Origin of the sequence: Paenibacillus sp. YYML68 (assembly GCF_027923405.1) — a bacterium.
GTDB lineage: Bacteria > Bacillota > Bacilli > Paenibacillales > NBRC-103111 > Paenibacillus_G.
In genome coordinates this window covers 3,224,068-3,249,254 of the sequence record NZ_BQYI01000001.1, presented here as the reverse complement: position 1 = coordinate 3,249,254, position 25,187 = coordinate 3,224,068, and the positions used below count along the sequence as shown (strand labels likewise).

Here is a 25,187-nt window from a genome sequence, read left to right as displayed (position 1 = left end):
GGGGACGCTCGATGCAGCTTCAGGAGCTGGCTGATCAGCTGGTCACGGGACGATTAATGGGCAACGGGGATATCGACATTACAGGATTGACCACGGACTCGCGCAAGGTGAAGTCGGGCGATCTGTTCCTATGCATGCCAGGCTTCACGGTCGACGGGCATGACTATGCCGCGGCCGCTGTGGAGCGCGGCGCAGCTGCGCTCGTCGTTGAACGGGAGCTGCATTCGGGCGTGCCGGAGCTTGTGGTGCCGGATGCGCGATATGCTGCTGCGGTACTGGCCGCCCATTTTTACCAATATCCGAGTCAAGAAGTCCAAATCATAGGTGTGACGGGCACAAACGGCAAGACGACAACGACATATATCATCGAACGTATCTTAAGCGATCAAGGCTACCGTACCGGCTTGATGGGCAACATTCACGTCAAGGTGGGAGACGAGTTCCGCGAGAACAAGGCGACGAATACGCAGGAAACGGTGGAGCTACAGCGCATCTTGCGGGAAATGGCCGACCTCGGTACCGACTATTGCGTCATGGAGGTGTCGTCGCACGGACTCGATCTTGGTCGCGTGATGGGCTGTCGGTTCCGCACGGGCATCTTCACGAACCTGACGCAGGATCATCTCGATTACCACGGCACGATGGAGCGTTACCGCGAAGCGAAGAGTCTGCTATTCTCCCGGATGGGCAACGGCTTCGCCGCCGGTGCGGCGCAGAAGCAGTATGCGGTGCTGAATGCCGATGACTCGGCTACCGCTTACTTCCGCGGTGTCACGCCAGCTCAAGTGATCACGTACGGCATCGATGACGAGCGTGCCGATGTGAGAGCGAGCGACATTCGGATGACCGCCTTGGGGACTGACTTCGAATGCGTCACCTCGTTCCGAGGCTCGTTCCCGGTGTCGATGCGTCTGGTCGGCCGCTTCAACGTGTACAACGCGCTCGGTGCCATAGCGGCACTGCTCGCCGAAAGGCTGGAGCCAGAGGCGATCGCAGCGAGTCTGGGGCGCATCCAGTCAGTTGAGGGGCGCATGGAGGTCGTGGATGCCGGTCAGCCATTCCTTGTGCTGGTCGATTATGCGCATACGCCTGATGGCCTTGAGAATGCACTATCGACGATTCGGCAGTTCGCTGCAGGTCGTGTCTGGTGCGTCTTCGGCTGCGGCGGGGATCGAGATCGGGCGAAGCGGCCGCTGATGGGAGCTATCGCTGCGAAGTACAGCGATTACTGTATTGTAACTAGCGACAATCCGCGCACGGAGGATCCGGAGCGCATTCTACTCGACATTGAGCCTGGACTGCTGCAGGCGGGCTGGGATCGCTCGCGTTATGAGCTTATGGCAGATCGTAGAGCGGCTATTGCCCGGGTAATGAATGCGGCATCCGAAGGGGATGTCGTGCTGATCGCAGGTAAGGGGCATGAGACGTATCAGGAGATACAAGGCGTCAAGCATCCATTTGACGATCGAGAGATAGCGAAACAAGCGATAAGGGGTCGATGACGGTGATGAATCGAACGATGGCAGAGGTTGCCGCGATGGCGGGAGGGACGTTAACGAATGAAGCGTACAGCTCCGTCCGTGTGAGCGGCGTATCGAAGGATACGCGGACGCTGCAGCCAGGGAATCTGTACATTCCGCTGATCGGCGAATCGTTCGACGGCCATCAGTTCGCGCTCGCAGCGCTGGACGCGGGAGCTGCCGGAACGATGTGGCAGCAGGGGCACGGAACGCCGCCGCCTGACCGTCCGGTCATCGTCGTGGATGACACGCTGCTCGCGCTCCAGCGGCTTGCCAAGGCATACAAGGAGCAGCTGCAGGTGCGTATCGTCGGCATTACCGGCAGCAATGGGAAGACGACGACGAAGGATATGACAGCTGCTGTATTGTCTCAGGCGTTCCGCGTGCATAAGACAGGCGGCAATTACAACAATCATATCGGCTTGCCGCTGACGCTGCTCGAGCTGTCCGAGGATACCGAGATCGCTGTGCTCGAGATGGGGATGAGCGGCAGAGGCGAGATAGAGCTATTGTCTCGACTGGCCGAGCCGGAGGTCGCCGTCATTACGAACATCGGTGAGGCGCACCTGCTGCAGCTTGGATCGCGCAAGGAGATTGCCCGCGCCAAGACGGAAATATTGACCGGCCTGCAGCCCGGCGGCACGTTCATCTACAACGGCGATGAGCCGCTGATCGAGGAGGTGCTGCCCGAGCTCGCGGAGCCAGGCCGTATGCAGGCAGCGGACCGCTATAAGAAGGTTAGGTTCGGTGCAGAGCCGGATAATGATCTGTTCCCGCTGGACATCGAGATGGACGGCAGAGGCTCGCGCTATCGAGTTAACCTAGACACAGGACGCGAGCTGTACATTCCGATGCTCGGCTCGCACAACGTCGTCAACTCGCTTGCCGCATACGCTGTCGGCCGCTACTTCGGCATGGACGCAGCTGCCATCGCAGAGGGGCTGCGCGGGGTAACGGTTACGGGGATGCGCATCGAGGTCATGCAGGCGCCGAGCGGATTGACGATCTGGAACGATGCGTATAACGCCAGCCCGACGTCGATGCGTGCAGCGCTGAAGCTGCTGCATGAGGCGAGCGGCTTCGAACGCAAGTTCGCCGTGCTCGGCGATATGCTGGAGCTCGGAAGCGAGGAGGCCGAATTTCACAGGGAGATTGGTCGATACGTAGATCCGGCACATGTATACGCGGTCATGACATACGGGCGGTTAGGCGCTTATATTGCGCAAGGGGCGCAGGAACGCTTCCCGCAGGCTCGAGTGGGTCACTTTGCAGATCGGGAGGAGCTGGCGCAAGCGCTCGCTCAAGAGGCTTCGGCAGCCGATGTCGTGCTTATCAAAGGCTCGCGCGGCATGAGGATGGAGCAGGTGGCCGCTTTTGTGATGCAATTGGAGGGATAACGGGTGGATTTCGAAATTGTGTTATTTACGTTAGGTGTATCGTTTTTATTAGCGGTTATTATGGCACCGCTCTGCATTCCGCTCTTGCGGAGGCTGAAGTTCGGTCAGCAGATCCGCTCTGATGGTCCGCAGGGCCATCTGAAGAAGGCAGGAACGCCGACGATGGGCGGTGTCATCATTATGCTGGCGCTGGCGCTCGGTATGCTACGGTTCGGGGAGAAAAATCTCGAGACCGTCATCCTGCTCTTGGCCTCTCTTGGCTACGGCTTCGTCGGCTTCCTCGACGATTATATCAAGATCGTGTTCAAGCGGTCGCTCGGTCTGACCGCGAAGCAGAAGCTGCTCGGCCAGCTGATCCTATCAGCTGTCGTCTGCTACTTGCTCGTGCTGTCGGGGCACAGCACGACCTTGAACATCCCGTATGTCGACTTCTCGTTCGACCTCGGTTGGTTGTACTTCCCGTTCGTCGTCTTCCTGATGCTGGGCACGTCGAACGCGGTGAACTTCACCGACGGCCTTGACGGGCTGCTCGCCGGCACGAGTGCAATTGCTTTCGGCGCTTATGCGATCATCGCGCTGAACAATACGCAGCCGAACGTAGCGATATTTGCGGCAGCGATGGTTGGAGCGGTGCTCGGCTTTCTCGTGTTCAATGCGCATCCGGCGAAGGTGTTCATGGGCGACACGGGATCGCTTGGTATCGGCGGCGGTCTTGTGGCCGTAGCAATTTTGACGAAGGCGGAAATATTGCTTGCGTTGATCGGCGGCGTGTTTCTCGTAGAGATCATGTCGGTCGTCATTCAGGTCATCTCGTTCAAGACGAGAGGCAAGCGCGTATTCCGCATGAGTCCGATTCATCATCATTTCGAGCTGGTCGGCTGGTCCGAATGGCGCGTCGTCATCTCCTTCTGGACGGCTGGCCTCATTCTTGCCGGACTTGGACTCTACATTAACGAGGTGTTGTAAGGATGGAGCATCCTTCTGCTTACCGCGGCCGCCGGGTCGTCGTGTTAGGCTTGGCGCGCAGCGGTGTCGCGGTCGCCAAGTGGTTTCATGACGCCGGCGCGCTCGTGACGGTTAACGATAAAAAAGAACGCGATCGATGCCCTGAGGCCGACGAACTGGAGGCTCTGGGTATTTCTGTTGTTTGCGGAGAGCATCCGCCTGAGCTCGTGAACGAGGACGTCGCCCTGGTCGTCAAAAACCCAGGCATCCCCTACAGCATCGAGCCGATTCGGCGTGCAGCCGAGCTCGGCATTGATACGGTGACCGAGGTGGAGGTCGCCTATTTCTTGTGCAAGGCGCCGATGATCGGCATTACCGGCTCGAACGGCAAGACGACGACGACGACCTGGACTGGTCTCATGCTGGAGGCAGGAGGGCTCAAGCCGATCGTCGCAGGCAACATTGGACGCGCGCTCACAGAGGCGGCACTAGAGGCGGAGCCGGACAACCGGATGGTTGTCGAGCTGAGCAGCTTCCAGCTGAAGGGGACGAAGCAATTCCGACCTGCGGTTGCTTGCCTGCTGAACATTTATGAGACACATCTGGATTACCACGGAACGATGGAGGACTACGTTGTCTCGAAGCAGAAGCTGTTCGCGAACCAGACGGAGTCAGACGTTGCAGTGTTGAACTGGGACGACAGCGTATGTCGGATGACGGCGGCGAACGTACGTTCGAAGGTGCTCGCGTTCTCGACGAAGGAGACGCTCGATTACGGCTTGTACGTGCAGCCGCCGCTGACGGAGGCCAAGGCAAGCGGTGTAACGCCTGTAATCGTCTACCGCGATGAAGCGGGAATCGAGCATGAGCTGCTGCCGACCTCCGAGCTTGGCATACCCGGCAGTCACAACATCGAGAACGCGCTCGCGGCCAGTGCGATGGCGATTGCTTCAGGTGTAGCGCTTGAGGTGATTGCTCGTGTGCTGCGCGAGTTCCGTGGTGTCGAGCACCGGCTCGAGTTCGTAGCGGGCATGAATGACGTTCAATTTTATAACGATAGCAAGGCGACGAATCCGGCGGCAACGACGAAGACGATTGAATCGTTCCAGCAGCCGATCGTGCTGATCGCTGGAGGTCTGGATCGAGGCTCCGATTACATGGAGCTTCTGCCCGTTTTTGAGAGTCGGATCAAGGGGCTGGTCGCCTTCGGTGAGACGAAGGAGAAAATTGCCCGCGTCGCTCGCCTTGCAGGCATGAGCGGGGTGAAAACCGTCGATACTGCTGCTAACGGGCTGCAGATCACGGTCAATGAAGCGGTCGAGGCCGCTTACGCCATGGCCGAGCCGGGTGACGTCGTGCTGCTATCGCCGGCATGCGCCAGCTGGGACATGTTTCCTTCCTATGAGGAAAGGGGACGAATGTTTAAGCAGTCCGTGCATAACCTTGTAAAAGGAGAATGACAAGCCTTGCCAGCGTGATTCGAGTGTCCGAATGTTCCGGATCTGTACGCTAGGCCGGCTGCCGCTCTCCTAAACTATCAGGGTAGAGGTGTGGACGCAATGGTCAAAGCTCGTTCGGCTCCGGACATGTACTTGCTCGGCTCCACGCTGGCACTTCTCATCATCGGCGTGGTGATGGTGTATAGCGCCAGCGCAGTTCTCGCGTTTCGCGAATTCGGCGATTCCTTCTATTATTTGAAGCGTCAGGCGCTCTTCGCCGGTCTTGGCATCGCCGCCATGTTGTTCACCATGAATACCGACTATGGAATATGGAAGAAATATTCCAAGATTATGCTGCTGGTCTGCTTCGTGCTGCTCATTGCCGTACTCATACCCGGCATCGGCGTTGTGCGCGGCGGCGCACGCAGCTGGCTTGGCATCGGCTCGTTCGGCATTCAGCCGTCCGAGTTCATGAAGATGGGCATGATTATGTTTTTATCCAAGTGGCTGTCCGATAACCAGCATCCGATCAAGCATTTCACCAAGGGGCTGCTGCCTCCGCTTGGTCTTGTTGGGCTTGCCTTCGGCTTCATTATGCTGCAGCCGGACCTCGGAACCGGGGCGGTGCTCGTCGGCGCATCGCTGCTTATTATTTATGCGGCGGGCGCTCGGCTGCGTCATCTGTCCTACTTCGCGATGGTGGGCGTCGTAGGGTTCATCGGCCTCGTCATAGCGGCACCGTACCGTCTGAAGCGGATTACCGCGTTCCTCGACCCGTGGCAGGACCCGCTCGGAGCAGGCTATCAGGCCATTCAGTCGCTCTATGCGATCGGCCCGGGTGGTCTTGTCGGGCTAGGTCTTGGCATGAGTCGGCAAAAGTACAGCTACCTGCCCGAGCCGCAAACGGACTTCATCTTCTCCATCATTGCCGAGGAGCTCGGCTTCATCGGCGGCACGGCGGTGCTGCTGCTGTTCATGCTGCTCGTATGGCGCGGCTTGCGTACCGCGATAACGGCAGCCGATACGTTCGGCAGCCTGCTCGCTACCGGCATCGTCGGCATGATCGCGGTGCAGGTCATCATCAACATCGGCGTCGTCATCGGCATGTTCCCGGTAACGGGCATTACGCTGCCGCTGATCAGCGCAGGGGGCTCCTCGCTGACGCTCATGCTCACGTCGATCGGCGTGCTGCTTAACATTTCCCGATACTCGAGGTGACAGCGATGAAAAAAATCGTATTTACCGGCGGGGGCACGGCAGGTCATGTAACGCCGAACCTCGCTATTATGTCCCGCTTGGCCGAGCTGGGCTGGGAGATGGACTATATCGGCTCCAAGGATGGCATCGAGCGTGAAATTATCGAGCATGAGGGGATACGGTTTCATCCTATTGCCTCCGGTAAGCTCAGACGATATTTCGACTTGAAAAATTTCAAGGACCCGTTCCGGGTGCTCCAAGGAATCGGGCAAGCTTACGGGTTGCTCCGCAAGCTTCGTCCGAATATCGTATTTTCGAAGGGAGGATTCGTATCGGTGCCGGTCGTCGTCGCCTGCAGGCTGACGGGAACGCCGGTCATTTGTCACGAGTCCGATCTTACGCCGGGCCTTGCGAACAAGCTCTCTATGCCCTTCGCCTCGCGCATCTGTGTGACCTTCCCGGAGACGATGAAGCACATCACAGGGGAGAAGGCGGTATGCACGGGTTTGCCGATTCGCAGCAAGATGCTGGAGGGCAGTGCGCTGAAGGGAAGGACGCTATGCGACTTCCACACGCAGAAGCCGGTGCTGCTCGTGATGGGAGGCAGCCTGGGGGCGCAGCGCATCAATCAGGCGATTCGCGAATCGCTGTCGACGCTGCTTGCACAATACCAGATCATTCATATTTGCGGTAAGGGACATCTGGACGCTTCGCTTGCTTCTGTGCGCGGCTATCGACAGTTTGAGTATGTGAGAGACGAGCTGCCTGATCTGCTGGCCTGCTCCGATCTTGTAGTCTCGCGGGCGGGCTCTACGTCGATCTTCGAATTTTTGGCTCTGCACAAGCCGATGCTTCTCATTCCACTGTCCCGTGCGGCGAGCCGAGGCGATCAAATTCTGAACGCGGAGTCGTTCGAGAAGCAGGGCTATTGCCATGTGCTGCAGGAGGAGGAGCTGACGACTGATACGCTGCTCGGCAAGCTTGCACAGCTGTATAACGACAAGGAGTCGTTGAAGGCGAGCATGGCTGCAACGCCTTACGGCAACGGTACAGAGGCGATCGTGAAGCTGATCGAATCGTGCAGTCTGCCGGGCGGAAGCTGAATTTGACGGTGGGCGTTTGTCACACTCTGAAGCATTCCACATAAAATACACTATAACCGCGGCAGACACCCGGCGAAGCAACAGCCAGCATGCGTGAGGCATAAGGAGCAAATTGCGCGTTGGCTGAAGGTCAATCGGATTTTCGAGGTCTACTCGAAGGTTTGACGCTGCGGCGTTCTGTGAAGGAGGTTTATCCCATGCAAGAGGTCAAATCGGAATTGCTGAGCGGCGCCTATGGCGAGGCTCGACTCCAAGAGCCGATGGCTCCGCACACCACCTGGAAGATCGGAGGTCCTGCTGACCTGCTGCTCATTCCTCAGGCCAAGAGCCAGCTGGTCGAGGCCGTCAAGCTGCTGCATCAGCATCAGGTGCCCTGGACGGCGATCGGGCGAGGCTCCAATATGCTCGTCACCGACAAAGGAATACGTGGTGTCGTCATCAAGCTGGGTGACGCGCTGGAAACGGTGCACATCGACGGGGAGACCATTACAGCGGGCGGCGCGTATTCGTTCATCAAGCTGTCGGTTATCGCCGGCAAGGAAGGTTTGACCGGACTTGAGTTTGCCGGAGGCATTCCGGGAACAGTTGGGGGCGCCGTCTACATGAACGCCGGAGCGCACGGCTCTGACGTGTCGCGAATATTACAGAGGGCAGAGGTGCTGCTCCCTACAGGGGAGCTGGCAACGTTACGCAATGAAGACTTCAAGTATGCCTACCGGCATTCGCTGCTTCAATCGAAGCCGGCCATCGTGACAGAAGCACAGTTCAAGCTGCGTCACGGTGATCGGAAGGAGATTGCGGCAGCGATGGCGGCCTACAAGGACCGGCGACTGCGGACGCAGCCGCTTCAGCTCGCCTGTGCGGGAAGCGTATTCCGCAATCCCGACGGTCATCATGCGGCGAAGCTGATCGAGGAAGCAGGTCTTAAGGGCTTGTCGGTCGGAGGGGCAGAAGTCTCAAGGCTGCACGCCAACTTCATTGTTAATACGGGGCAGGCCTCGGCTCACGACGTGCTCACCTTAATCGATCAAGTGAAAGCAACGATCCAATCCCGATTTGGAGTAAATCTCGTACCTGAAGTATTGGTGGTGGGTGAGCGGTAAATCGGAGGTGGGATTTTGGAAAAGTTGGTTATCGAAGGCGGGAAACCACTCTCGGGAGCCATCAGTGTGCATGGCGCCAAAAACGCGGCTCTTCCTATTCTGGCAGCGAGCATCATGGCGGAAGGCACGGTTACGATTACGAACGTGCCCGAGCTGTCCGACATCAAGGTCATGCTCGATATTTTGCAGGCACTAGGCTGTAAGGCCGAGCAAAGCGGGGATACGGTGACGGTGGATACAACGAAGGCCCGGGAGCATCATATTCCGGAGCGTCTGATGAGTCAGATGCGTTCATCGATCTTCCTGATGGGTCCACTGCTCGCTCGTCTTGGCAAGGTGGAGCTGTATCAGCCGGGAGGCTGTGCGATCGGAGAACGCAAGATCGATCTGCACCTGAAGGGACTTGCGGAGCTCGGTGTCGACATCGTTGAGGAGAACGGCCGTATCGTATGTACCGCGAAGGAGCTGACAGGTGCGGACATCGTGCTCGATTATCCGAGCGTGGGCGCAACAGAGAACATCATGATGGCTGCGGCTATGGCACGCGGCAAGACGACGATATCGAATGCTGCTCGAGAGCCTGAGATCCAAGATCTGCAACATTTCTTGAACGCGATGGGTGCGAACATTATCGGGGCCGGAACGGACACGATTACAGTCGAAGGCGCCTCCCAGCTCGTCCCATGCACGCACCGCATTATTCCGGACCGCATCGTAACAGGTACCATTCTGATCGCAGCTGCGGTCACCAAGGGCAATGTGACGCTCAAGAACGTCTGCGCTTCCCACTTGACAAGTGCACTGCACGTCATGAAGCGTGCAGGTGTGCACATTGCAGTCGACGGTGATATAATGAATGTAAGTGCGCCAAGCCGTCTTAAGGCTGTGGAGCGAGTGATTACATCACCGTACCCTGCATTTCCTACCGATCTGCAGTCACAGATGATGGTGCTGCTCAGTCTGGCTGAGGGTGTCAGCATCGTGAAGGAAACCGTATTTGAAGGCCGCTTCAAGCACGTCGATGAATTATCGAGAATGGGAGCGGACATTCGGGTTGATTTCAATTCTGCAATTATTCGAGGAGTTCCGCGCTTGTACGGGGCAACCGTAGAGGCTACGGACTTGCGAGCGGGCGCTGCACTGGTTATCGCAGGTCTTGCAGCGCAAGGTACAACGGTCATTGAGCAGATTCATCACATCGATCGCGGGTACGACCGCATCGAGCTTATGCTCCGCCAGCTCGGAGCGAGCATCCACCGGACGACTCCGGTCAGTAAGGAATTATAACGCTACTATTATGCATATGAACACAGCCGCCGGGTTATCCCTCCTTCTTGAAGAAGGGGGGTAATCCTCGGTTTACATATCGGTCATAGGAGGGGCGGTATGGAAGAGAGACTTCCCGTCATCAAAAAACAGAAGCCCCGAAGCCGCAGCAGCAAGCGGCTGCTGCTGTTCCTTTTTTTGTTTTTTGTGACCCTGCTGCTTGTGTTATTTTTCCAATCGTCGCTGAGTCAGATTACGGAGGTTACCATTAAGGGACAGCACCTCGTCGCAGAGGAGCAGATCCGCGACGCCGCTGCGATCCTGCCGGGCGACCATTTCTTCTCCGTCTCCTCGGAGCGTGCGGCCCAGCGAGTGAAGGCGCTGCGCATGATTGAAGACGTCGAGGTGAAGAAGCAGTTTCCAGGCCGTATTAGCATTACCGTTCATGAGTTTCCGAAGGTGGCGTATCAGTTTACCGGAGCGGGAGATGTTGAAGCGTTACTCGCCGACGGCAGCAGTGTTCCGGTTACGATGGAAGGTGCCAGACTGGACAAGCCGATCCTGTCCGGCTGGAGCGGCCGGGAGGAGCTGAAGCTGCAGCTGTGCAGCCAGATGGCGAAGCTGCCTGACAAGTTGTTCATCGATATATCGGAGATTGTCCCGGTTCCGACAACAGCTTACCCGGATAAGATCAAGCTGTATACTCGCTCATCGTTCGAGGTGGTTACTTCGGTCGGTTATATCGCACAGAAGCTTCCATACTTGGATGCTTACATAGCAAGCCTCAAGATGAACCATATTAACGAGGGGATTCTTACTTTGCTTGAGGCCGATTCTCATGCGCCATTCCCGCCCGAGTCATCGGTGCAGGTCGAGACGAACGGCGGCTCCGAGAAACCGAGAGCTGCAGAACAGACGACACCGTCGCCTGAGCGAGCACTGCGGGAATAATGAGTCCATAACTAGTGCTGTGGGCCTCTTTTCTACAAAGCTACTACTCAAGCCTCCCAAAAAATGATAGAATTGAAATTATGGTATATTTTATGGTCCTCGGGTGAAATTACGTAATTTAAAAAGAGGAAACCGGTGAACCGCGTGGAATACTATCATGCAGGCTTCATAAACCAGCGCTCATTCACACTATATCGTACAGGAGGTGCCACAGGTTGAGCAGCAATGACATCATTGTTAGTTTGGACATCGGTACATCCAAAGTTCGAGTTATTATTGGGGAAGTCGTTAACGGCACCATTAATATAATTGGAGTTGGATCTGCCGACTCGCAGGGCATTCGCAAGGGAGCGATTGTCGACATCGACCAGACGGTTCAGTCGATCCGGAGTGCAGTCGATCATGCGGAGCGAATGGTGGGCATTCAGATATCGGATGTATATGTCGGCATCTCGGGTAATCACATTACATTGCAGTCCAGCCACGGCGTCGTAGCCGTATCGAACGAGGATCGGGAAATCGGGGATGATGATATGGAGCGCGTCATACAGGCCGCTAAGGTCATTCCGCTTGCCCCTGAGCGTGAAATTATCGGCGTCGTGCCGAATCAATATATTGTGGACGGAACCGATCAGATCTATGACCCGCGCAGCATGATTGGCGTACGGCTTGAGGTTGAGGCGACGATCGTGACAGGTGCGAAGACCGCTATACATAATTTGATTCGTGTCGTGGAAAAATCCGGCTTGAAGGTATCCGGCCTTATTTTGATGGCTCTGGCTGCAGGTCATGTCGCTCTATCCAAGGATGAGAAGCAGATGGGCACGATACTTGTCGACATCGGGGCGGGTGCCACAACCATTGCCGTATTCGAAGAAAATCAGATGGTCGCTACATCTACGCTGCCGATCGGCGGCGAGTTCATTACGAACGATATAGCTTACGGCTTGCGCACCCAAGCTGACATTGCCGAGAAGATTAAGCTGAAGTTTGGCTGCGCTGTAGTTGAGCATGCAGCACCTGATCAAATGTTCAAGGTGAACCGCATCGGCAGTAATGTGGATAAGGAGTTCTCGCAGGTCGATCTGGCCAACATCATTGAGCCTCGCGTACAGGAAATTTTCCACCTTATCCGCATGGAGGTTCAGCGTATTGGCTACGCCAACCTACCAGGCGGTTATGTTCTTTCAGGAGGTACAGTGTCGCTGCCCGGCATGCTAACGATTGCTCAGGTCGAGCTCGCTTCGTCCGTCCGCATCGCGGTGCCTGATTTTATTGGAGTTCGCGATCCCTCTTTCACAAGCGGTGTCGGAATTATTCAATATGCATCCAAGTATTTACGCGGAGGCAAGCAGCAAGCGGGCGTCAGCAAGCGCACGGTCAAAAAAACGTCTTCCGGTCAAGAGGAAAAGCCCTCGGCCATGGAACGCTTTAAAAACTGGTTAAGTGAATTTATATAGTGGAGCATCCACGTATGAAAGCCTAAGAGGGGGAAGACGCTAGATGTTTGAATTTGATATGGATATGGACCAACTGGCTAAAATAAAGGTCATCGGCTGTGGCGGAGGCGGAAGCAACGCGGTGAACCGAATGATAGACAACGGCGTCAAAGGAGTAGAGTTCATTACCGTGAACACGGATGCGCAGGCGCTGCATCTATCGAAATCGGACACGAAGCTGCAGATCGGAGACAAGCTGACTCGTGGTCTTGGCGCTGGCGCGAACCCCGATGTAGGCAAGAAGGCAGCGGAGGAATCCCGCGAGCTGATCTACAATGCGCTGAAGGGCTCCGACATGGTATTCGTAACAGCTGGCATGGGCGGAGGCACAGGCACCGGAGCGGCTCCGGTCATCGCTGAAATCGCCAAAGAGTGCGGCGCGCTGACGGTAGGTGTCGTCACGCGTCCGTTCACGTTTGAGGGACGTAAGCGCGCCCAGCAGGCTGATCAAGGGATCGCTGCGTTGAAGGAAAAGGTGGACACGCTCATCGTCATCCCGAACGACCGTCTTCTTGAGATCGTTGATAAGAAGACGCCGATGCTCGAGGCGTTCCGCGAGGCGGACAACGTGCTTCGTCAGGGCGTCCAAGGTATCTCGGACTTGATCGCGGTGCCAGGTCTCATTAACCTTGACTTCGCGGACGTGAAGACGATCATGACTGAGCGTGGCTCTGCCTTGATGGGTATCGGTGTCGCAACAGGCGAGAACCGGGCGGCCGAAGCAGCGAAGAAGGCGATCATGTCACCGCTTCTTGAGACGTCAATCGATGGCGCGCGCGGCGTACTGATGAACATTACAGGCGGCGCGAACCTGTCGCTGTATGAAGTGAACGAAGCGGCTGATATCGTAGCCTCTGCTTCCGATCTCGAGGTGAACATGATCTTCGGTGCCGTCATCGATGAGACGCTGAAGGACGAAATCATCGTAACCGTCATTGCAACGGGCTTCGAGCATAAGAACTTGTCTGCTGCACCACGTAAGACCGGAGGCGGTACGACTAGCACTGGAGCAACTCAGCAGCAGGAAAGCGCAGATTCCCGTCTGAACAACCTCCGTCCGTTCGGAGGCACAACCTCGAACGATCAGCTTGACATCCCGGCATTCCTGCGTAACCGTAATCGTAACAACTTCGATAACAAATAGACGCGGACAGCACATTCATACGATGCTCCACATGCAGCAGTCATTCTCGAACTAGAGAGTGGCTGTTTTTTTTGTACACTTCAACTGCCACTATATGACAAAAAAAGTAGCGACTCATCGGCATGTTTAGACAGACTTTGAAATACGATTACTATATACTTGTCTCATCCAAGAAGGCAGCCTCGATAGATAGGGAGAGTGATGCGGGGGAATGATTGTCTATCTCGATATCATCTTCCTGATGAATACGCTGATTGACGGAGCGCTGCTGTGGACGACAGCATGGGCGCGCAAGCTTCGAGTCACTTGGTGGAGGCTTGTGTTATCCGCGTGTATTGGAGGAAGCTATGCGGTTTTTTTGTTCTTTCCGCCGCTCGATTTTTTGTATACGTTTCTAGTCAAGTTTGCCTTCTCCCTCGTGATGCTCCTTACGGCGTTCGGCTTCAAGGGAGTGCCCGGCTTTATACGAAATCTCGGCTCGTTCTATATGATTAATTGCATTGCCGCCGGTGCTGTCGTCGGCTTCATGTACTTCAAGCATTCGGCTGGCGATCTTGTGGACAGCGTAAGGATCGGGAGAGGCTTGAATGGAGCGACACTCGGTCTAGTCGTTGCTGCGATTCCGTTCGCGGTATGGCTCACGAGGCAGGTCATCACGCAGCTCAAGCGCAAGGCTGATATGGCCTCATACATCGCCAAGGTGGACGTGCATATTGATGCGGTCGCCTCCAGCTGCATCGGACTCATCGATACCGGTAACCAGCTGTACGATCCGCTGACCAAGACGCCGGTGATGGTGATGGAGGCTACCCAGTGGGGCGAGTGGATTCCTGAGGAGTGGATGGTCAAAATCCGCAAGGCGGAGGTCGATCAGCTCGTAACAGCGATCGGCACCGAGCCCTTCATCTGGCAAGATCGGCTGCGGCTCGTACCTTATCGGGGCGTGAATCGCAGCACGCAATTCATGCTCGCGCTAAAGCCGGACAAGGTCATCATTACGACAGAGCAGGGGCAGATGGAGTCGAGTAAAGTGCTTATTGGGCTTGATGGTGGTCGGCTTAGCGCCGATAACGCTTATCAGGCGATTATTCATCCGTCTCTCGTGCAGGCTAGCGGCTAATGGAGGGGCGGGCGGAGCTTGTTATTCCAGAGGTAAGTTAGAGTTATTTCAGGGGAGGCCCTCAATTTGGCTGCGCCAAATTCGAGGCTTGCCATAACATTTCCGAGATAACTCGGAAATGTTATTCCAGGGGGGGAGGACGCAAAATGTTGGTCAAGTGGAAGCTGAAGCTGCAAATCTTATATTTCCGTCTTATGCTGTTGCTCGGGTTCAAGGGAGACGAGGTTTATTACATTGGAGGCAGTGAGGCGCTGCCGCCCCCGCTCACCCGCGAAGAGGAAGAGTATTTGCTGGAGAAGCTTCCTACAGGCGATGCGGCGATCCGAGGTATGCTGATTGAGCGGAACCTGCGGCTCGTTGTATATATTGCCAGGAAGTTCGAGAATACTGGCATCAATATTGAGGACCTCGTCTCGATCGGGGCGATCGGGCTGATTAAGGCTGTCAACACGTTCGATCCGGAGAAAAAAATAAAGCTCGCTACGTACGCATCCCGCTGTATTGAGAATGAAATACTGATGTACCTGCGGCGTAATAGCAAAATTCGTACCGAGGTGTCGTTCGACGAGCCGCTCAACATCGACTGGGATGGCAATGAGCTGCTGTTGTCAGACGTTCTCGGAACGGAGAACGACACGATTTACCGCAACATCGAGGAGCAGGTCGACCGCAAGCTGCTGCATAAAGCGCTTGACAAGCTGTCTGAGCGGGAGCGAATCATTATGGAGCTGCGCTTCGGACTTCAGAACGGCGAGGAGAAGACGCAGAAGGACGTAGCCGATATGCTCGGCATCTCCCAATCGTACATATCCCGTTTGGAGAAGCGCATTATTAAACGGCTGCGCAAGGAGTTTAACAAGATGGTATAAGCTGGATTCATAGAATCCGACATATACGAATGGATCGAAGCCCTACAGTGCTGTTAATGGCACGCGTAGGGCTTCTTTGTTCCCGGAATATGAAGCAGCAGTCCGCAGTGGTGAATTGGTAGAGTTGGAAAAAGACGCATAAAAAAAATGTCGACGGAGATAATGTACATTAATGTTTCTCCTTGGGAGGTAATCACGAATGACCCGAAACAAAGTCGAAATATGCGGCGTCGATACGGCAAAGCTACCGGTTTTGACCAATGTGGAAATGCGTGAGCTGTTCGTCGCCTTGCAGTCGAATAATGAACGCTCTGCAAGAGAGAAATTAGTTAACGGCAACCTGCGTCTGGTGCTGTCCGTTATTCAACGGTTTAATAATCGGGGCGAATACGTCGATGATTTGTTTCAGGTTGGCTGCATCGGACTGATGAAGGCGATCGATAATTTCGACCTCAGCCAAAACGTCAAGTTCTCCACGTATGCCGTACCGATGATTATTGGAGAGATTCGCCGATATTTACGGGATAACAACCCGATCCGCGTATCGCGATCGCTGCGGGATATTGCTTACAAGGCGCTGCAAATTCGGGACCAGCTGACGAATCTGAACTCGCGCGAGCCTACGATACTAGAAATATCGGAGGTGCTGAACGTGCCGAAGGAGGATATCGTCTTCGCGCTGGACGCGATCCAAGATCCGGTGTCGCTGTTCGAGCCGATCTATCATGACGGCGGAGACCCGATCTATGTGATGGACCAGATCAGCGATGACCGTAACAAGGACGTATCCTGGATTGAAGGCATTGCACTGCGGGAGGCGATGCGCAAGCTGAACGATCGAGAGAAGATGATTTTGTCCATGCGATTCTTCGATGGGAAGACACAGATGGAAGTGGCTGACGAAATTGGCATCTCGCAGGCGCAAGTATCAAGGCTGGAGAAATCGGCGATATCGCAAATGCAAAAGCATGTGAAAAATTAACGACATGCCCTAATAATAGGTTCCCTAAATATCGGAGCCGGTTATGGCAAGCCTCGAATTTGGTGAAGCCAAATGGAGGGCCAACCACGACCTTTCATCCCCTGCAGGTGCCGCACTTGCGGCAGGTTAGCTCATAACGTGCGAACATACGACCGGATCGACGGCATTTGCCGGCGTGAAGGTCTTTTTTTTATCCGCGTGCTGGGCATATTCCGTCATTGGTACATACATATAGAATAACGACTACAGCCCCGGTGGTGATGAGCGATGAAGATTTCGGACTTTCAGGCGAAGGATGTCATCAACATTGTAGACGGCAAGCGGCTCGGTCATGTGAGTGATCTGGAGCTTGACTTGCGCCAAGGACGTATTGAAGCGATCGTGGTTCCGGCTTCGACGCGGTTTCTCGGCTTGTTCGGAGGCTCCTCCGATCTTGTCATTCCATGGCGCAATGTGCTTAAGATCGGTGCCGATGTTATACTGGTGAAGGTGGAGGCGGCAGCCAGCTTTGATCCCGACGGCATGGAGAGTGCCTATGACTACTACTCCGCTCGTGATTATAGGGATTACAGAGGAAGTTGAAGCTTTCAGGTGTTCTTTTGGGCAGGATCGTGTATACTGAATGGGAATAGACGCCATCTGGATATAGGGGGCAGCGAGTATGGAACCGTTTATACACCGCAAGGGCGATAACGGCTGTGAATGGCTCGAGCTCGAGCCCTTTCAGCGCGCATATCCGTTCGCCTCGGCCGGCTTCACGACACGACGCGGCGGGGCCAGCGAGGGTGACTTCGACAGCTTGAATTGCGGACTGCACGTTGCAGACGCGCCGGAGGCTGTCGTGGAGAATCGAAGACGACTGGCTGAAGCGCTACAATTCCCGTTCGAGACGTGTACATACGCCGAGCAGGTGCACGGTAAGGAGATTGAGGTCGTGACACGTGCGAAGGCGGGTGCAGGCAATGACTCGAGAGAGCGGGCGTTGCAGGCGAAGGACGGCTTCGTGACGAACGAGCGCGGCGTATATTTGCATGCGTTGTTCGCGGACTGCGTGCCTCTTTATTTCATAGACCCTATCAAGAAGGCGGTCGGTCTTGCGCATGCAGGCTGGAAGGGAACCGCATTAGGCATAGCGGCTGCTCTGGTGGAGACGATGAGCGCGGCGTACGGAACGAAGCCGAGAGATGTTCGTGCAGCGATCGGACCGTCGATCGGCAGCTGCTGCTACGAGGTGGACGATAAGGTGATCCACCGTATGGAGCGAGTGCTGAGCGATTCGGCCACAGAGGGAGCTTCGGCCTCGTATTATGAGGAGCTGCCTGACGGCAAATACAAGCTAAGCTTGCAGCAGGTCAACCGACAAATTATGATAAAAGCAGGAATATTGCCGTCTCATATCGAAATAAGCCATTTATGCACGAGCTGTAATACCCATACGTTCTATTCACACCGCAAGGAGAAGGGGCGTACCGGACGTATGGCAGCCTGGATCGGCTTGCGCGACAATGAAGCTTGAGCGCTCCGACAAGTTCTTAACAGCGAATTGGCTTGAACAAGAGGTGATGTATAGTTGACACAACAATCGCTGCTGACTAATCGCATAGAGGAAGTGCAAGAACGTGTAGCTGCCGCCTGCGGTCGTGCGGGACGCTCGCCCGCGGACGTGCAGCTCATCGCGGTCACGAAGTACGTGTCATTGGAATCGACCGGACAGGTGCTGGATGCAGGCTTAACCCATATCGGGGAAAATCGGTGGCAGGACGCCGCTCCGAAATGGGAGGCATTCGGCAATCGAGGCACGTGGCATTTCATCGGACATCTGCAGACCAATAAGGTGAAGGACGTCGTCGGACGCTTCGCCTATATTCATTCGTTGGACAGGCTGTCGCTGGCCAAGGAGATTGAGAAGAAGGCTTCTGCGCTCGGTATCGTGGTGCCGTGCTTCCTGCAGCTGAACGTATCCGGTGAGGAGTCGAAGTACGGCATGGAGCCCGAGGCGTTGCTGCCGTTCGTGAAGGAGCTGCGCAGCATGAGCAGCATCAAGGTCGAGGGACTGATGACGATGGCCCCCTACGAGTCGGAGCCGGAGGAGACAAGACCGGTGTTCCGTGCGCTAAGGGAATGGCGGGATCGGCTTAATGAAGCAGCTGTGTTGGATTATGAGGTGCACGGGCTGTCGATGGGTATGTCGAACGACTTCGAGGTCGCGATTGAAGAAGGAGCGACTTGGGTGCGTCTAGGCTCGGTGCTCGTGGGTAAGGAATAGAAGCTTAGGAAAGGGAGGCCGAAATAATGGGCGTGTATAACAAGTTCATGAATTTGATCGGGCTCAACGAGGAAGAAGAAGTGATCGAGCGCGAGCGCATCGTCGAGCAGACAGAAGACGCCGAGCCGCCCGCTCAAGAGCAGCGCAAGAATAAGAACAATATCGTCAGCATACATTCGCAGAAGAACGTCCGCGTCGTCCTGCATGAGCCGAGATCGTATGAGGAGACGCAGGAGATCGCAGACCATCTCAGATCGCGTCGTCCGGTCGTTGTGAACCTGCACCGTGTACGTTCGGATCAGGCGACGAGAATCGTCGACTTCCTCAGCGGTACGGTATATGCGCTCAACGGCTCGATCTCTAAGATCGGACCGAACATCTTCCTGTGCACGCCGGACACGGTTGAGATTCATGGCTCGATCTCTGAGATTCTGACTTCACAAGAACAGCAGCCATAGAATCGGCTATACTTAAGAAACCGAGGTGACTTACTTGACAGGCTATATCTTGACGTTAATCGAAATTTATCAATACGTGCTTATCGCGTACGTCCTGCTCTCTTGGCTTCCGAGTGCACGGGAAAGCTTCATCGGAGAAATGCTGGGTAAGCTGTGCGAGCCGTACTTGGGCATATTCCGCAAATTCATTCCACCGATCGGCGGCATGATCGACATATCGCCAATCGTTGCCTTGATCGCGCTGCGCTTCATCGGTCAAGGATTGATCGTCGTACTGAGCTACATTATTCCTTAACACATTCCTTCACACAGCAGGTGATTCACTCTGGCACATGACAACATATACGTACACTTCCACCCGGACGAGCACCGATTCGTCGACCAGGCCGCGGAATGGGTCGCCCGTGCCGAGCAGCACGAGCTGAAGCGCACCGACTTCCTCGACCCTAGGCAGGCATTCATCGTCACGAGTCTCGTCAACCGCAGTCCGGATGTGCACGTCCGCTTGGACGGTGGGCATCCAGATGCAGAGCGTAAGCGGGCGCTGATCGCGCCTGATTACCGGGTGCTCGACGATGAGGATGCAGGCATACGCGTCATCGGTGTCTCGTCATCGGATGACACGCTTGCCGAGCTCGATCACGGCGACTATATGGGCGCTATACTCGGGCTAGGCATTAAGCGGGACAAGATCGGCGACATCTACGTCAGGCCGGACGGCTGTCACTTCCTCGTCTCTGCGGACATTGCCGATTACATCGTGCTTCATCTGAATCAGGTGCATCGGGCGCACGTATCGACCGAGTTGTTGCCGCTCGACGAGCTTCAACCGACCGAGACGAAGCTCGAGGAGCTCGTCCTCTCCGTCGCTTCGATGCGACTGGATGGCATCGTCGGCGACGTGTATCGGCTCAGCCGTGCGAAGGCGCTGCTGCCGATCAAGGCCGGGCGCTGCAAGGTGAACTGGAAGCAGGAGGAAGATCCGAGCAAGCCGTTGAAGCAGGGCGACGTCGTCTCGATGAAGGGCTTTGGCCGCTTCAAGCTCTTAGAGGTCGAAGGTCAGACGAAAAAAGGCAGGTACCGCATTCGAATCGGCAAATATGCGTAGCTGCCGATTTTTTTGTATATATGCGCAGGAAATTGAAGACTGCCGTCGAATATACCTATACGCGTTGAGTGGCAGTTTCATCCAAGTGTCGCTTTCAAATTTGCAGGAGGTGCAACAATGGCTCTTACCCCGCTCGATATACATAACAAGGAATTCGGTCGTTCCTTTCGAGGCTACGACGAGGATGAGGTTAATGAATTTCTGGATCAGGTCATTAAGGATTACGAGGCGCTGATTCGTGAAAATAAAGAGCTGCAAAATCAGCTCGCATCCATTCAGGAGCGACTTGAGCATTTCTCCAGCATTGAGGAGACGCTGAGCAAGACGATTATCGTCGCTCAGGAGGCGGCCGACGAGGTCAAGTCGAATGCGAAGAAGGAAGCGCAGCTTATTCTGAAGGAAGCGGAGAAGAATGCCGATCGCATTATTAACGATTCGTTAGTGAAGTCGCGCAAAGTTTCCGTTGAAATCGAGGAGCTGAAGAAGCAGGCGTCGATCTATCGGACACGCTTCCGCACACTCGTCGAGGCGCAGCTGGAGCTGCTCAGCAAGGAAGATTGGAACGTGCTGGAGCGTAGCGAGCAGAACGAGTCCTAGAGCTAGAGCCGCATAGAGGCGCAGCTGTCGAATGACGTTGCCTAGGCGTATGTGCAGGTTGACGCTAGTTGCTTTTTTCTGTATACTCCATTCATAAGTTCACATCTGACAAAGCGATGACTGGGACGAGTAATTAGACGAGCCGATGCAAGCGAACCGGGGATTGGTGCGAGCCCGGACTTCGGTGTCTGATGAAGATCACCCAGGAGCGTCTCTTGAAACAAACAGTAAAGAGTATCGGTTGATCCCGTTATCGATCCTCAAGTGAAGGCAGTTGCCGTCGAATGCTGGGCCGGGTAGGGCTTACGTAGGATGGCGATTAGCTTTAATTAGGGTGGTACCGCGAGACTTCTCGTCCCTTTGGGGATTGGAGGTCTCTTTTTGTTGGCTTCAGCCAGCGTCTAATCGGATGGTCAAGTGTAGAACAGGCACGTATTATCGTAAGGAGTGAGACAGCATGTCCAAGGTTGATTATGGCAAGACGTTAAATTTGCTGCAGACGGAGTTCCCGATGCGCGGCAACCTGCCTCAGGCAGAGCCGAAGCTGCAGCAGCAGTGGGAGGAAGCGGGCATCTACAAGCTCGTGCAGGGCAGCCGCAAGGGGAAGCCGAAGTTCATCTTGCATGACGGACCACCGTATGCGAACGGGGACATTCATATCGGCCATGCGCTGAACAAGATTCTGAAGGACATCATTGTCCGGTTCAAAACGATGCAGGGCTACGACGCTCCTTATGTGCCAGGCTGGGATACGCACGGTCTGCCGATCGAGCAGGCGATTGCGAACGGCGGCAAGGTCGACCGCAAGAAGATGAGCGTGTCGGAATTCCGTGACTATTGCAAGGATTACGCGCTGCAATGGGTGGAGAAGCAGAAGAGCCAGTTCCAGCGTCTCGGTATTCGCGGCGACTGGGAGAACCCGTATGTGACGCTTCAGCCGAAGTATGAGGCGCAGCAAATTCGCGTATTCGGCGGCATGGTGAACAAGGGCTACATCTACAAGGGGTTGAAGCCGGTCTATTGGTCTCCGTCGTCGGAGAGTGCTCTTGCGGAAGCGGAGATCGAGTATAAGGATAAGCAATCGACCTCGGTGTACGTCGCGTTCGACGTGCAGGACGGCAAGGGCAAGCTGCCGCAGGATGCCGCGATCGTCATCTGGACGACGACGCCTTGGACACTTCCTGCGAACCTCGGCATCAGCCTGCATCCCGAGTTCGACTACGCGGTAGTCGAGGCTAATGGCCGTAAGCTGGTGCTCGCGCAAGGGCTGCTCGAGGCGGCGGCGAAGGAGATCGGCTGGAGCAACTATAACGTACTGTCGACAGTGAAGGGCAGCGAGCTCGAGGGCGTGCTGTGCCGCCATCCGTTCTACGATCGGACGTCGCTCGTCATGGTCGGAGACCATGTCACGCTGGAGGCCGGTACGGGCTGTGTCCATACGGCGCCAGGTCACGGTGAGGACGACTTCGTCATCGGCCAACGCTACAAGCTGGGTGTGCTGTGTCCAGTGGACGATCAAGGGCATATGACCGCAGAAGCGCCAGGCTTCGAGGGCATGTTCTACGAGAAGGCGAACAAGGCTATCGTCGACAAGCTGCAGGAATCGGGTCACCTACTGCAGATGAGCACCATTACGCACCAATACCCGCACGACTGGCGGACGAAGAAGCCGGTTATTTTCCGAGCGACAGAGCAATGGTTCGCTTCCATCGATAAGTTCCGCAGCGAGATGCTGGAGGAGATCAAGCGCATCAACTGGACGCCGACGTGGGGCGAGATTCGTCTGCACAACATGATCGCCGAGCGCGGCGACTGGTGTATCTCCCGTCAGCGGGCATGGGGCGTGCCGATTCCGATCTTCTACTGCCGCAGCTGTAACGAGCCGCTCGTCAACGAGACGACGATCGAGCATGTGGCAGCCATCTTCGAGCAAGAGGGCTCGAACGCGTGGTTCACGCGCAGTGAGCAGGAGCTGCTGCCAGCAGGAACCGTGTGCAGCTGTGGACACACCGAATTCCGCAAGGAAACGGACATTATGGACGTCTGGTTCGACTCCGGCTCGAGCCATCAGGCAGTGCTGGAGACGCGTGAGGAGCTGCAATGGCCGGCGGACCTGTACCTCGAGGGCTCGGACCAATACCGCGGCTGGTACAATTCGTCGCTCATCACAGGCGTCGCGGTCACTGGACAGTCGCCGTACAAGGGCATTCTGAGCCACGGCTTCACGCTGGACGGCGAAGGCCGCAAGATGTCGAAGTCGCTCGGCAATACGATCGATCCGAATCAAGTGTGCGATAAGCTCGGCGCTGACATTCTTCGTCTATGGGTGTCGTCGACCGACTTCCAGGCGGACCAGCGCATCTCGGACAACATCCTGAACCAGACGTCGGAGGGCTACCGCAAAATCCGCAACACGCTGCGCTTCCTGCTCGGTAACTTGTCGGACTTCGAGCCGACGCGTGACCGTGTAGCGTTCAGCGACCTATCGGAGCTCGATCGCTTCGCAGTTATCCGATTGAACCGAATGGCGGATAAAGTCATCAAGGCGTACGACAGCTATGACTTCCACGTCGTGTACCAGACGATTCACCACTTCTGCGCGGTGGAGCTGAGTGCGTTCTACCTCGACATTCTGAAGGATCGTCTGTATGCGAATGCGGCGGCAGATGTGCAGCGCAAGGCAGCGCAGACGGTGCTGTACGATGCACTGATGGCGATCACGAAGCTGATCGCACCGATCCTGCCGCATACGGCTGATGAGGTGTGGAAGCATATTCCAGGGGCAGAGCTGCCGACTGTACAGGTCGCATACTTGCCTGAGGTCGATGCATCGGTATTCAATGACGAGCTGGAGCAGAAGTGGGAATCGTTCATTGAGCTGCGCGACGATGTGCTGAAGGCGCTCGAGGAAGCACGTAAGGATAAGCGGATCGGCAATTCGCTCAGCGCGGCGGTTCACCTGTATCCGAATGCAGAAGCAGCGAAGCTGCTCGGCTCGTTCGAGCGGCTGGACCTGCTGTTCATCGTCTCGGCCGTTGTCGTGCATGAGGCGGGGGCGGCTGCACCGGACGGTGCGCATACGTTCAAGTCGATGGCGGTAGCCGTTACGAATGCAGAGGGCGAGAAGTGCGAGCGCTGCTGGATCGTGACGCCAGAGGTCGGCCACGACGACGAGCACCCGACGCTGTGCAAGCGCTGTTCGACGGTTATTCGAGAGCAGGCGTAGCCGTACGGTTCAAGGCTTGCTATAACATCTTCCGATAATCAACAAATCCGTTATTTCAGGAGGAGCAGGAAGCGCAGTCTTAGGACCGATGCTTCCTGCTCCTGTGATAAGTGCGGGCTGTCTGTTCATACTAAATTAATAATCTTCAAGCGCGGATGGCTCAGGCTCGAGCAGACCGTAGCCTTCGCCGTTGTGGATGTAGTCGTGGTACGCTTGGTTACGTACGACGGTCACATGCTGACCGTATAGGTCGGTAGCGACGAAGCTCTCGAACGACTCGACGTAGCCCTCGTGCTCGTCGGCCTCGATCTCCATGTCGTTGTAATCGTACGATACGTTCGGGTCCTCAGCCATCGCAGGCGAATTGGAGGAGCCCCAGCTCTCGACGATCTGCCAGGCGTCCTCACCGTCGAATTGGTTCTGCTCGGAGCGCTCGTCCAGACTTGTTCGTCCGAAGGGCGGCTGGAGAAGCTGCTCTTCGACGGGTCGACGCTCGGACTCATTCGGGTCGGGTACGTGCTCGACGCAATACGAAGCGGTCGGCAGCGCCTGAAGACGCTCGAAGCTGATCGGCTTGCCGCACGTGCGGCATTGACCGTACGTTCCATCGTTCATCCGGTCGAGCGCCTCGTTCACATCGGTCAAGTGGCGCTCCGCATTCTCGAGCAGGGCGATGTCCTTGGAGCGCTCGAACATCTCGCTACCGAGATCGGCAGGGTGGTTATCGTAGGCAGACAGCTCATTTGTCTGCTCGCGAAGCGAGTCAGCGAGTCCGTCGTGCTCGCGGCTATGGAGATGCTCCTGCAGCCAGCGCTGCTCGTCAGTCAGCTTATGCTTCAGCTCTTGAAGCTGGGACGAGGTCAAGCTGCCGTTTGAGTTCGAAGAAGAATGATAGCTCATGCGGGTAACCTACCTCCTTTAAGGTGGGGGTCTTGCTTATAGTGTGGGCGGACTGCAATTGTTTTAGCTAGGTAAATCCTTGTAGCGCCAAGCTCGG

At 55.9% G+C, this 25,187-nt stretch carries 23 protein-coding genes and 1 other annotated feature; of the genes, 22 read left to right on the top strand and 1 reads right to left on the bottom strand.

Annotation, left to right across the window (positions count from 1 at the left end; translation table 11 throughout):
• Positions 1-11: 11 nt before the first annotated feature.
• The 22 genes from PAE68_RS14815 to ileS all read left to right on the top strand — a co-directional run bounded on the left by PAE68_RS14815 (position 12) and on the right by ileS (position 24,190).
• Positions 12-1,502: a UDP-N-acetylmuramoyl-L-alanyl-D-glutamate--2,6-diaminopimelate ligase gene (locus tag PAE68_RS14815; RefSeq protein WP_281888128.1), complete on the top strand. Its 1,491-nt coding sequence runs from the start codon at positions 12-14 to the stop codon at positions 1,500-1,502.
• Between the two features lie 2 nt (positions 1,503-1,504).
• The gene (locus PAE68_RS14810; RefSeq protein ID WP_281888126.1) at positions 1,505-2,917 is read left to right on the top strand and encodes a UDP-N-acetylmuramoyl-tripeptide--D-alanyl-D-alanine ligase; all 1,413 of its coding nucleotides are present in this window, start codon (positions 1,505-1,507) and stop codon (positions 2,915-2,917) included.
• Between the two features lie 3 nt (positions 2,918-2,920).
• A complete protein-coding gene (mraY, locus tag PAE68_RS14805) occupies positions 2,921-3,883 on the top strand; it encodes a phospho-N-acetylmuramoyl-pentapeptide-transferase (protein WP_281888124.1) in 963 nt (320 codons plus the stop codon).
• A gap of 2 nt (positions 3,884-3,885) precedes the next feature.
• The gene (gene murD, locus PAE68_RS14800) at positions 3,886-5,322 is read left to right on the top strand and encodes a UDP-N-acetylmuramoyl-L-alanine--D-glutamate ligase (protein WP_281888122.1); all 1,437 of its coding nucleotides are present in this window, start codon (positions 3,886-3,888) and stop codon (positions 5,320-5,322) included.
• A gap of 99 nt (positions 5,323-5,421) precedes the next feature.
• Complete coding sequence (spoVE, locus tag PAE68_RS14795) at positions 5,422-6,519, top strand: stage V sporulation protein E (RefSeq protein WP_281888120.1); 1,098 nt, start codon at positions 5,422-5,424, stop codon at positions 6,517-6,519.
• 5 nt (positions 6,520-6,524) lie between these two features.
• A complete protein-coding gene (locus PAE68_RS14790) occupies positions 6,525-7,601 on the top strand; it encodes an undecaprenyldiphospho-muramoylpentapeptide beta-N-acetylglucosaminyltransferase (protein ID WP_281888118.1) in 1,077 nt (358 codons plus the stop codon).
• Positions 7,602-7,798: 197 nt separating this feature from the next.
• Entirely contained in the window at positions 7,799-8,704 is a 906-nt protein-coding gene (gene murB / locus PAE68_RS14785; RefSeq protein WP_281888116.1) for a UDP-N-acetylmuramate dehydrogenase, read from the top strand.
• Positions 8,705-8,719: 15 nt separating this feature from the next.
• On the top strand, positions 8,720-9,991 hold the full coding sequence (gene murA / locus PAE68_RS14780; RefSeq protein WP_281888114.1) for a UDP-N-acetylglucosamine 1-carboxyvinyltransferase: 1,272 nt from the start codon (positions 8,720-8,722) through the stop codon (positions 9,989-9,991).
• A gap of 99 nt (positions 9,992-10,090) precedes the next feature.
• The gene (locus PAE68_RS14775; RefSeq protein WP_281888112.1) at positions 10,091-10,921 is read left to right on the top strand and encodes a cell division protein FtsQ/DivIB; all 831 of its coding nucleotides are present in this window, start codon (positions 10,091-10,093) and stop codon (positions 10,919-10,921) included.
• A 215-nt stretch (positions 10,922-11,136) separates the two neighbouring features.
• Positions 11,137-12,381 (top strand): cell division protein FtsA, encoded by a 1,245-nt coding sequence (ftsA, locus tag PAE68_RS14770; RefSeq protein WP_281888109.1) that lies wholly within the window; start codon positions 11,137-11,139, stop codon positions 12,379-12,381.
• Positions 12,382-12,424: 43 nt separating this feature from the next.
• Positions 12,425-13,564: a cell division protein FtsZ gene (ftsZ, locus tag PAE68_RS14765; protein ID WP_281888107.1), complete on the top strand. Its 1,140-nt coding sequence runs from the start codon at positions 12,425-12,427 to the stop codon at positions 13,562-13,564.
• Positions 13,565-13,775: 211 nt separating this feature from the next.
• The gene (spoIIGA, locus tag PAE68_RS14760; RefSeq protein ID WP_281888105.1) at positions 13,776-14,684 is read left to right on the top strand and encodes a sigma-E processing peptidase SpoIIGA; all 909 of its coding nucleotides are present in this window, start codon (positions 13,776-13,778) and stop codon (positions 14,682-14,684) included.
• A 146-nt stretch (positions 14,685-14,830) separates the two neighbouring features.
• Positions 14,831-15,553 carry an RNA polymerase sporulation sigma factor SigE gene (gene sigE / locus PAE68_RS14755; protein WP_281888104.1) on the top strand — a complete coding sequence of 241 codons (723 nt, stop codon included), beginning with the start codon at positions 14,831-14,833 and terminating at the stop codon, positions 15,551-15,553.
• Between the two features lie 199 nt (positions 15,554-15,752).
• Positions 15,753-16,535, top strand: coding sequence for an RNA polymerase sporulation sigma factor SigG (gene sigG / locus PAE68_RS14750; protein ID WP_281888103.1), 783 nt, complete (start codon positions 15,753-15,755; stop codon positions 16,533-16,535).
• Between the two features lie 267 nt (positions 16,536-16,802).
• Positions 16,803-17,117 (top strand): YlmC/YmxH family sporulation protein, encoded by a 315-nt coding sequence (locus tag PAE68_RS14745; RefSeq protein WP_281888100.1) that lies wholly within the window; start codon positions 16,803-16,805, stop codon positions 17,115-17,117.
• Positions 17,118-17,196: 79 nt separating this feature from the next.
• Positions 17,197-18,051: a peptidoglycan editing factor PgeF gene (gene pgeF, locus PAE68_RS14740; RefSeq protein ID WP_281888098.1), complete on the top strand. Its 855-nt coding sequence runs from the start codon at positions 17,197-17,199 to the stop codon at positions 18,049-18,051.
• Between the two features lie 54 nt (positions 18,052-18,105).
• A complete protein-coding gene (locus PAE68_RS14735; RefSeq protein WP_281888096.1) occupies positions 18,106-18,801 on the top strand; it encodes a YggS family pyridoxal phosphate-dependent enzyme in 696 nt (231 codons plus the stop codon).
• A 26-nt stretch (positions 18,802-18,827) separates the two neighbouring features.
• Entirely contained in the window at positions 18,828-19,259 is a 432-nt protein-coding gene (locus PAE68_RS14730; protein WP_281888094.1) for a cell division protein SepF, read from the top strand.
• A gap of 34 nt (positions 19,260-19,293) precedes the next feature.
• Entirely contained in the window at positions 19,294-19,554 is a 261-nt protein-coding gene (locus PAE68_RS14725) for a YggT family protein (protein WP_397378826.1), read from the top strand.
• 30 nt (positions 19,555-19,584) lie between these two features.
• Positions 19,585-20,367: a YlmH family RNA-binding protein gene (locus PAE68_RS14720; protein WP_281891088.1), complete on the top strand. Its 783-nt coding sequence runs from the start codon at positions 19,585-19,587 to the stop codon at positions 20,365-20,367.
• A gap of 117 nt (positions 20,368-20,484) precedes the next feature.
• Positions 20,485-20,964: a DivIVA domain-containing protein gene (locus PAE68_RS14715; RefSeq protein ID WP_281888091.1), complete on the top strand. Its 480-nt coding sequence runs from the start codon at positions 20,485-20,487 to the stop codon at positions 20,962-20,964.
• Between the two features lie 107 nt (positions 20,965-21,071).
• Positions 21,072-21,327, top strand: a binding site (T-box leader).
• Positions 21,328-21,421: 94 nt separating this feature from the next.
• Positions 21,422-24,190 (top strand): isoleucine--tRNA ligase, encoded by a 2,769-nt coding sequence (gene ileS / locus PAE68_RS14710; RefSeq protein WP_281888089.1) that lies wholly within the window; start codon positions 21,422-21,424, stop codon positions 24,188-24,190.
• A 135-nt stretch (positions 24,191-24,325) separates the two neighbouring features.
• On the opposite strand, the gene PAE68_RS14705 is transcribed toward ileS, so the two are convergent.
• Positions 24,326-25,090, bottom strand: coding sequence for a TraR/DksA C4-type zinc finger protein (locus PAE68_RS14705; RefSeq protein ID WP_281888087.1), 765 nt, complete (start codon positions 25,088-25,090; stop codon positions 24,326-24,328).
• Positions 25,091-25,187: the final 97 nt, after the last annotated feature.

Bases quoted from the DNA above. Each gene is read 5' to 3' on its own strand.
- spoVE (WP_281888120.1), top strand. From the start codon at position 5,422: ATGGTCAAAGCTCGTTCGGCTCCGGACATGTACTTGCTCGGCTCCACG.
- PAE68_RS14730 (WP_281888094.1), top strand. From the start codon at position 18,828: ATGGGCGTGTATAACAAGTTCATGAATTTGATCGGGCTCAACGAGGAA.
- ileS (WP_281888089.1), top strand. From the start codon at position 21,422: ATGTCCAAGGTTGATTATGGCAAGACGTTAAATTTGCTGCAGACGGAG.
- PAE68_RS14715 (WP_281888091.1), top strand. From the start codon at position 20,485: ATGGCTCTTACCCCGCTCGATATACATAACAAGGAATTCGGTCGTTCC.
- sigE (WP_281888104.1), top strand. From the start codon at position 14,831: ATGTTGGTCAAGTGGAAGCTGAAGCTGCAAATCTTATATTTCCGTCTT.
- PAE68_RS14790 (WP_281888118.1), top strand. From the start codon at position 6,525: ATGAAAAAAATCGTATTTACCGGCGGGGGCACGGCAGGTCATGTAACG.
- murB (WP_281888116.1), top strand. From the start codon at position 7,799: ATGCAAGAGGTCAAATCGGAATTGCTGAGCGGCGCCTATGGCGAGGCT.
- PAE68_RS14775 (WP_281888112.1), top strand. From the start codon at position 10,091: ATGGAAGAGAGACTTCCCGTCATCAAAAAACAGAAGCCCCGAAGCCGC.
- murD (WP_281888122.1), top strand. From the start codon at position 3,886: ATGGAGCATCCTTCTGCTTACCGCGGCCGCCGGGTCGTCGTGTTAGGC.
- PAE68_RS14745 (WP_281888100.1), top strand. From the start codon at position 16,803: ATGAAGATTTCGGACTTTCAGGCGAAGGATGTCATCAACATTGTAGAC.
- ftsZ (WP_281888107.1), top strand. From the start codon at position 12,425: ATGTTTGAATTTGATATGGATATGGACCAACTGGCTAAAATAAAGGTC.
- PAE68_RS14705 (WP_281888087.1), bottom strand. From the start codon at position 25,090: ATGAGCTATCATTCTTCTTCGAACTCAAACGGCAGCTTGACCTCGTCC.
- pgeF (WP_281888098.1), top strand. From the start codon at position 17,197: ATGGAACCGTTTATACACCGCAAGGGCGATAACGGCTGTGAATGGCTC.
- PAE68_RS14815 (WP_281888128.1), top strand. From the start codon at position 12: ATGCAGCTTCAGGAGCTGGCTGATCAGCTGGTCACGGGACGATTAATG.
- spoIIGA (WP_281888105.1), top strand. From the start codon at position 13,776: ATGATTGTCTATCTCGATATCATCTTCCTGATGAATACGCTGATTGAC.
- sigG (WP_281888103.1), top strand. From the start codon at position 15,753: ATGACCCGAAACAAAGTCGAAATATGCGGCGTCGATACGGCAAAGCTA.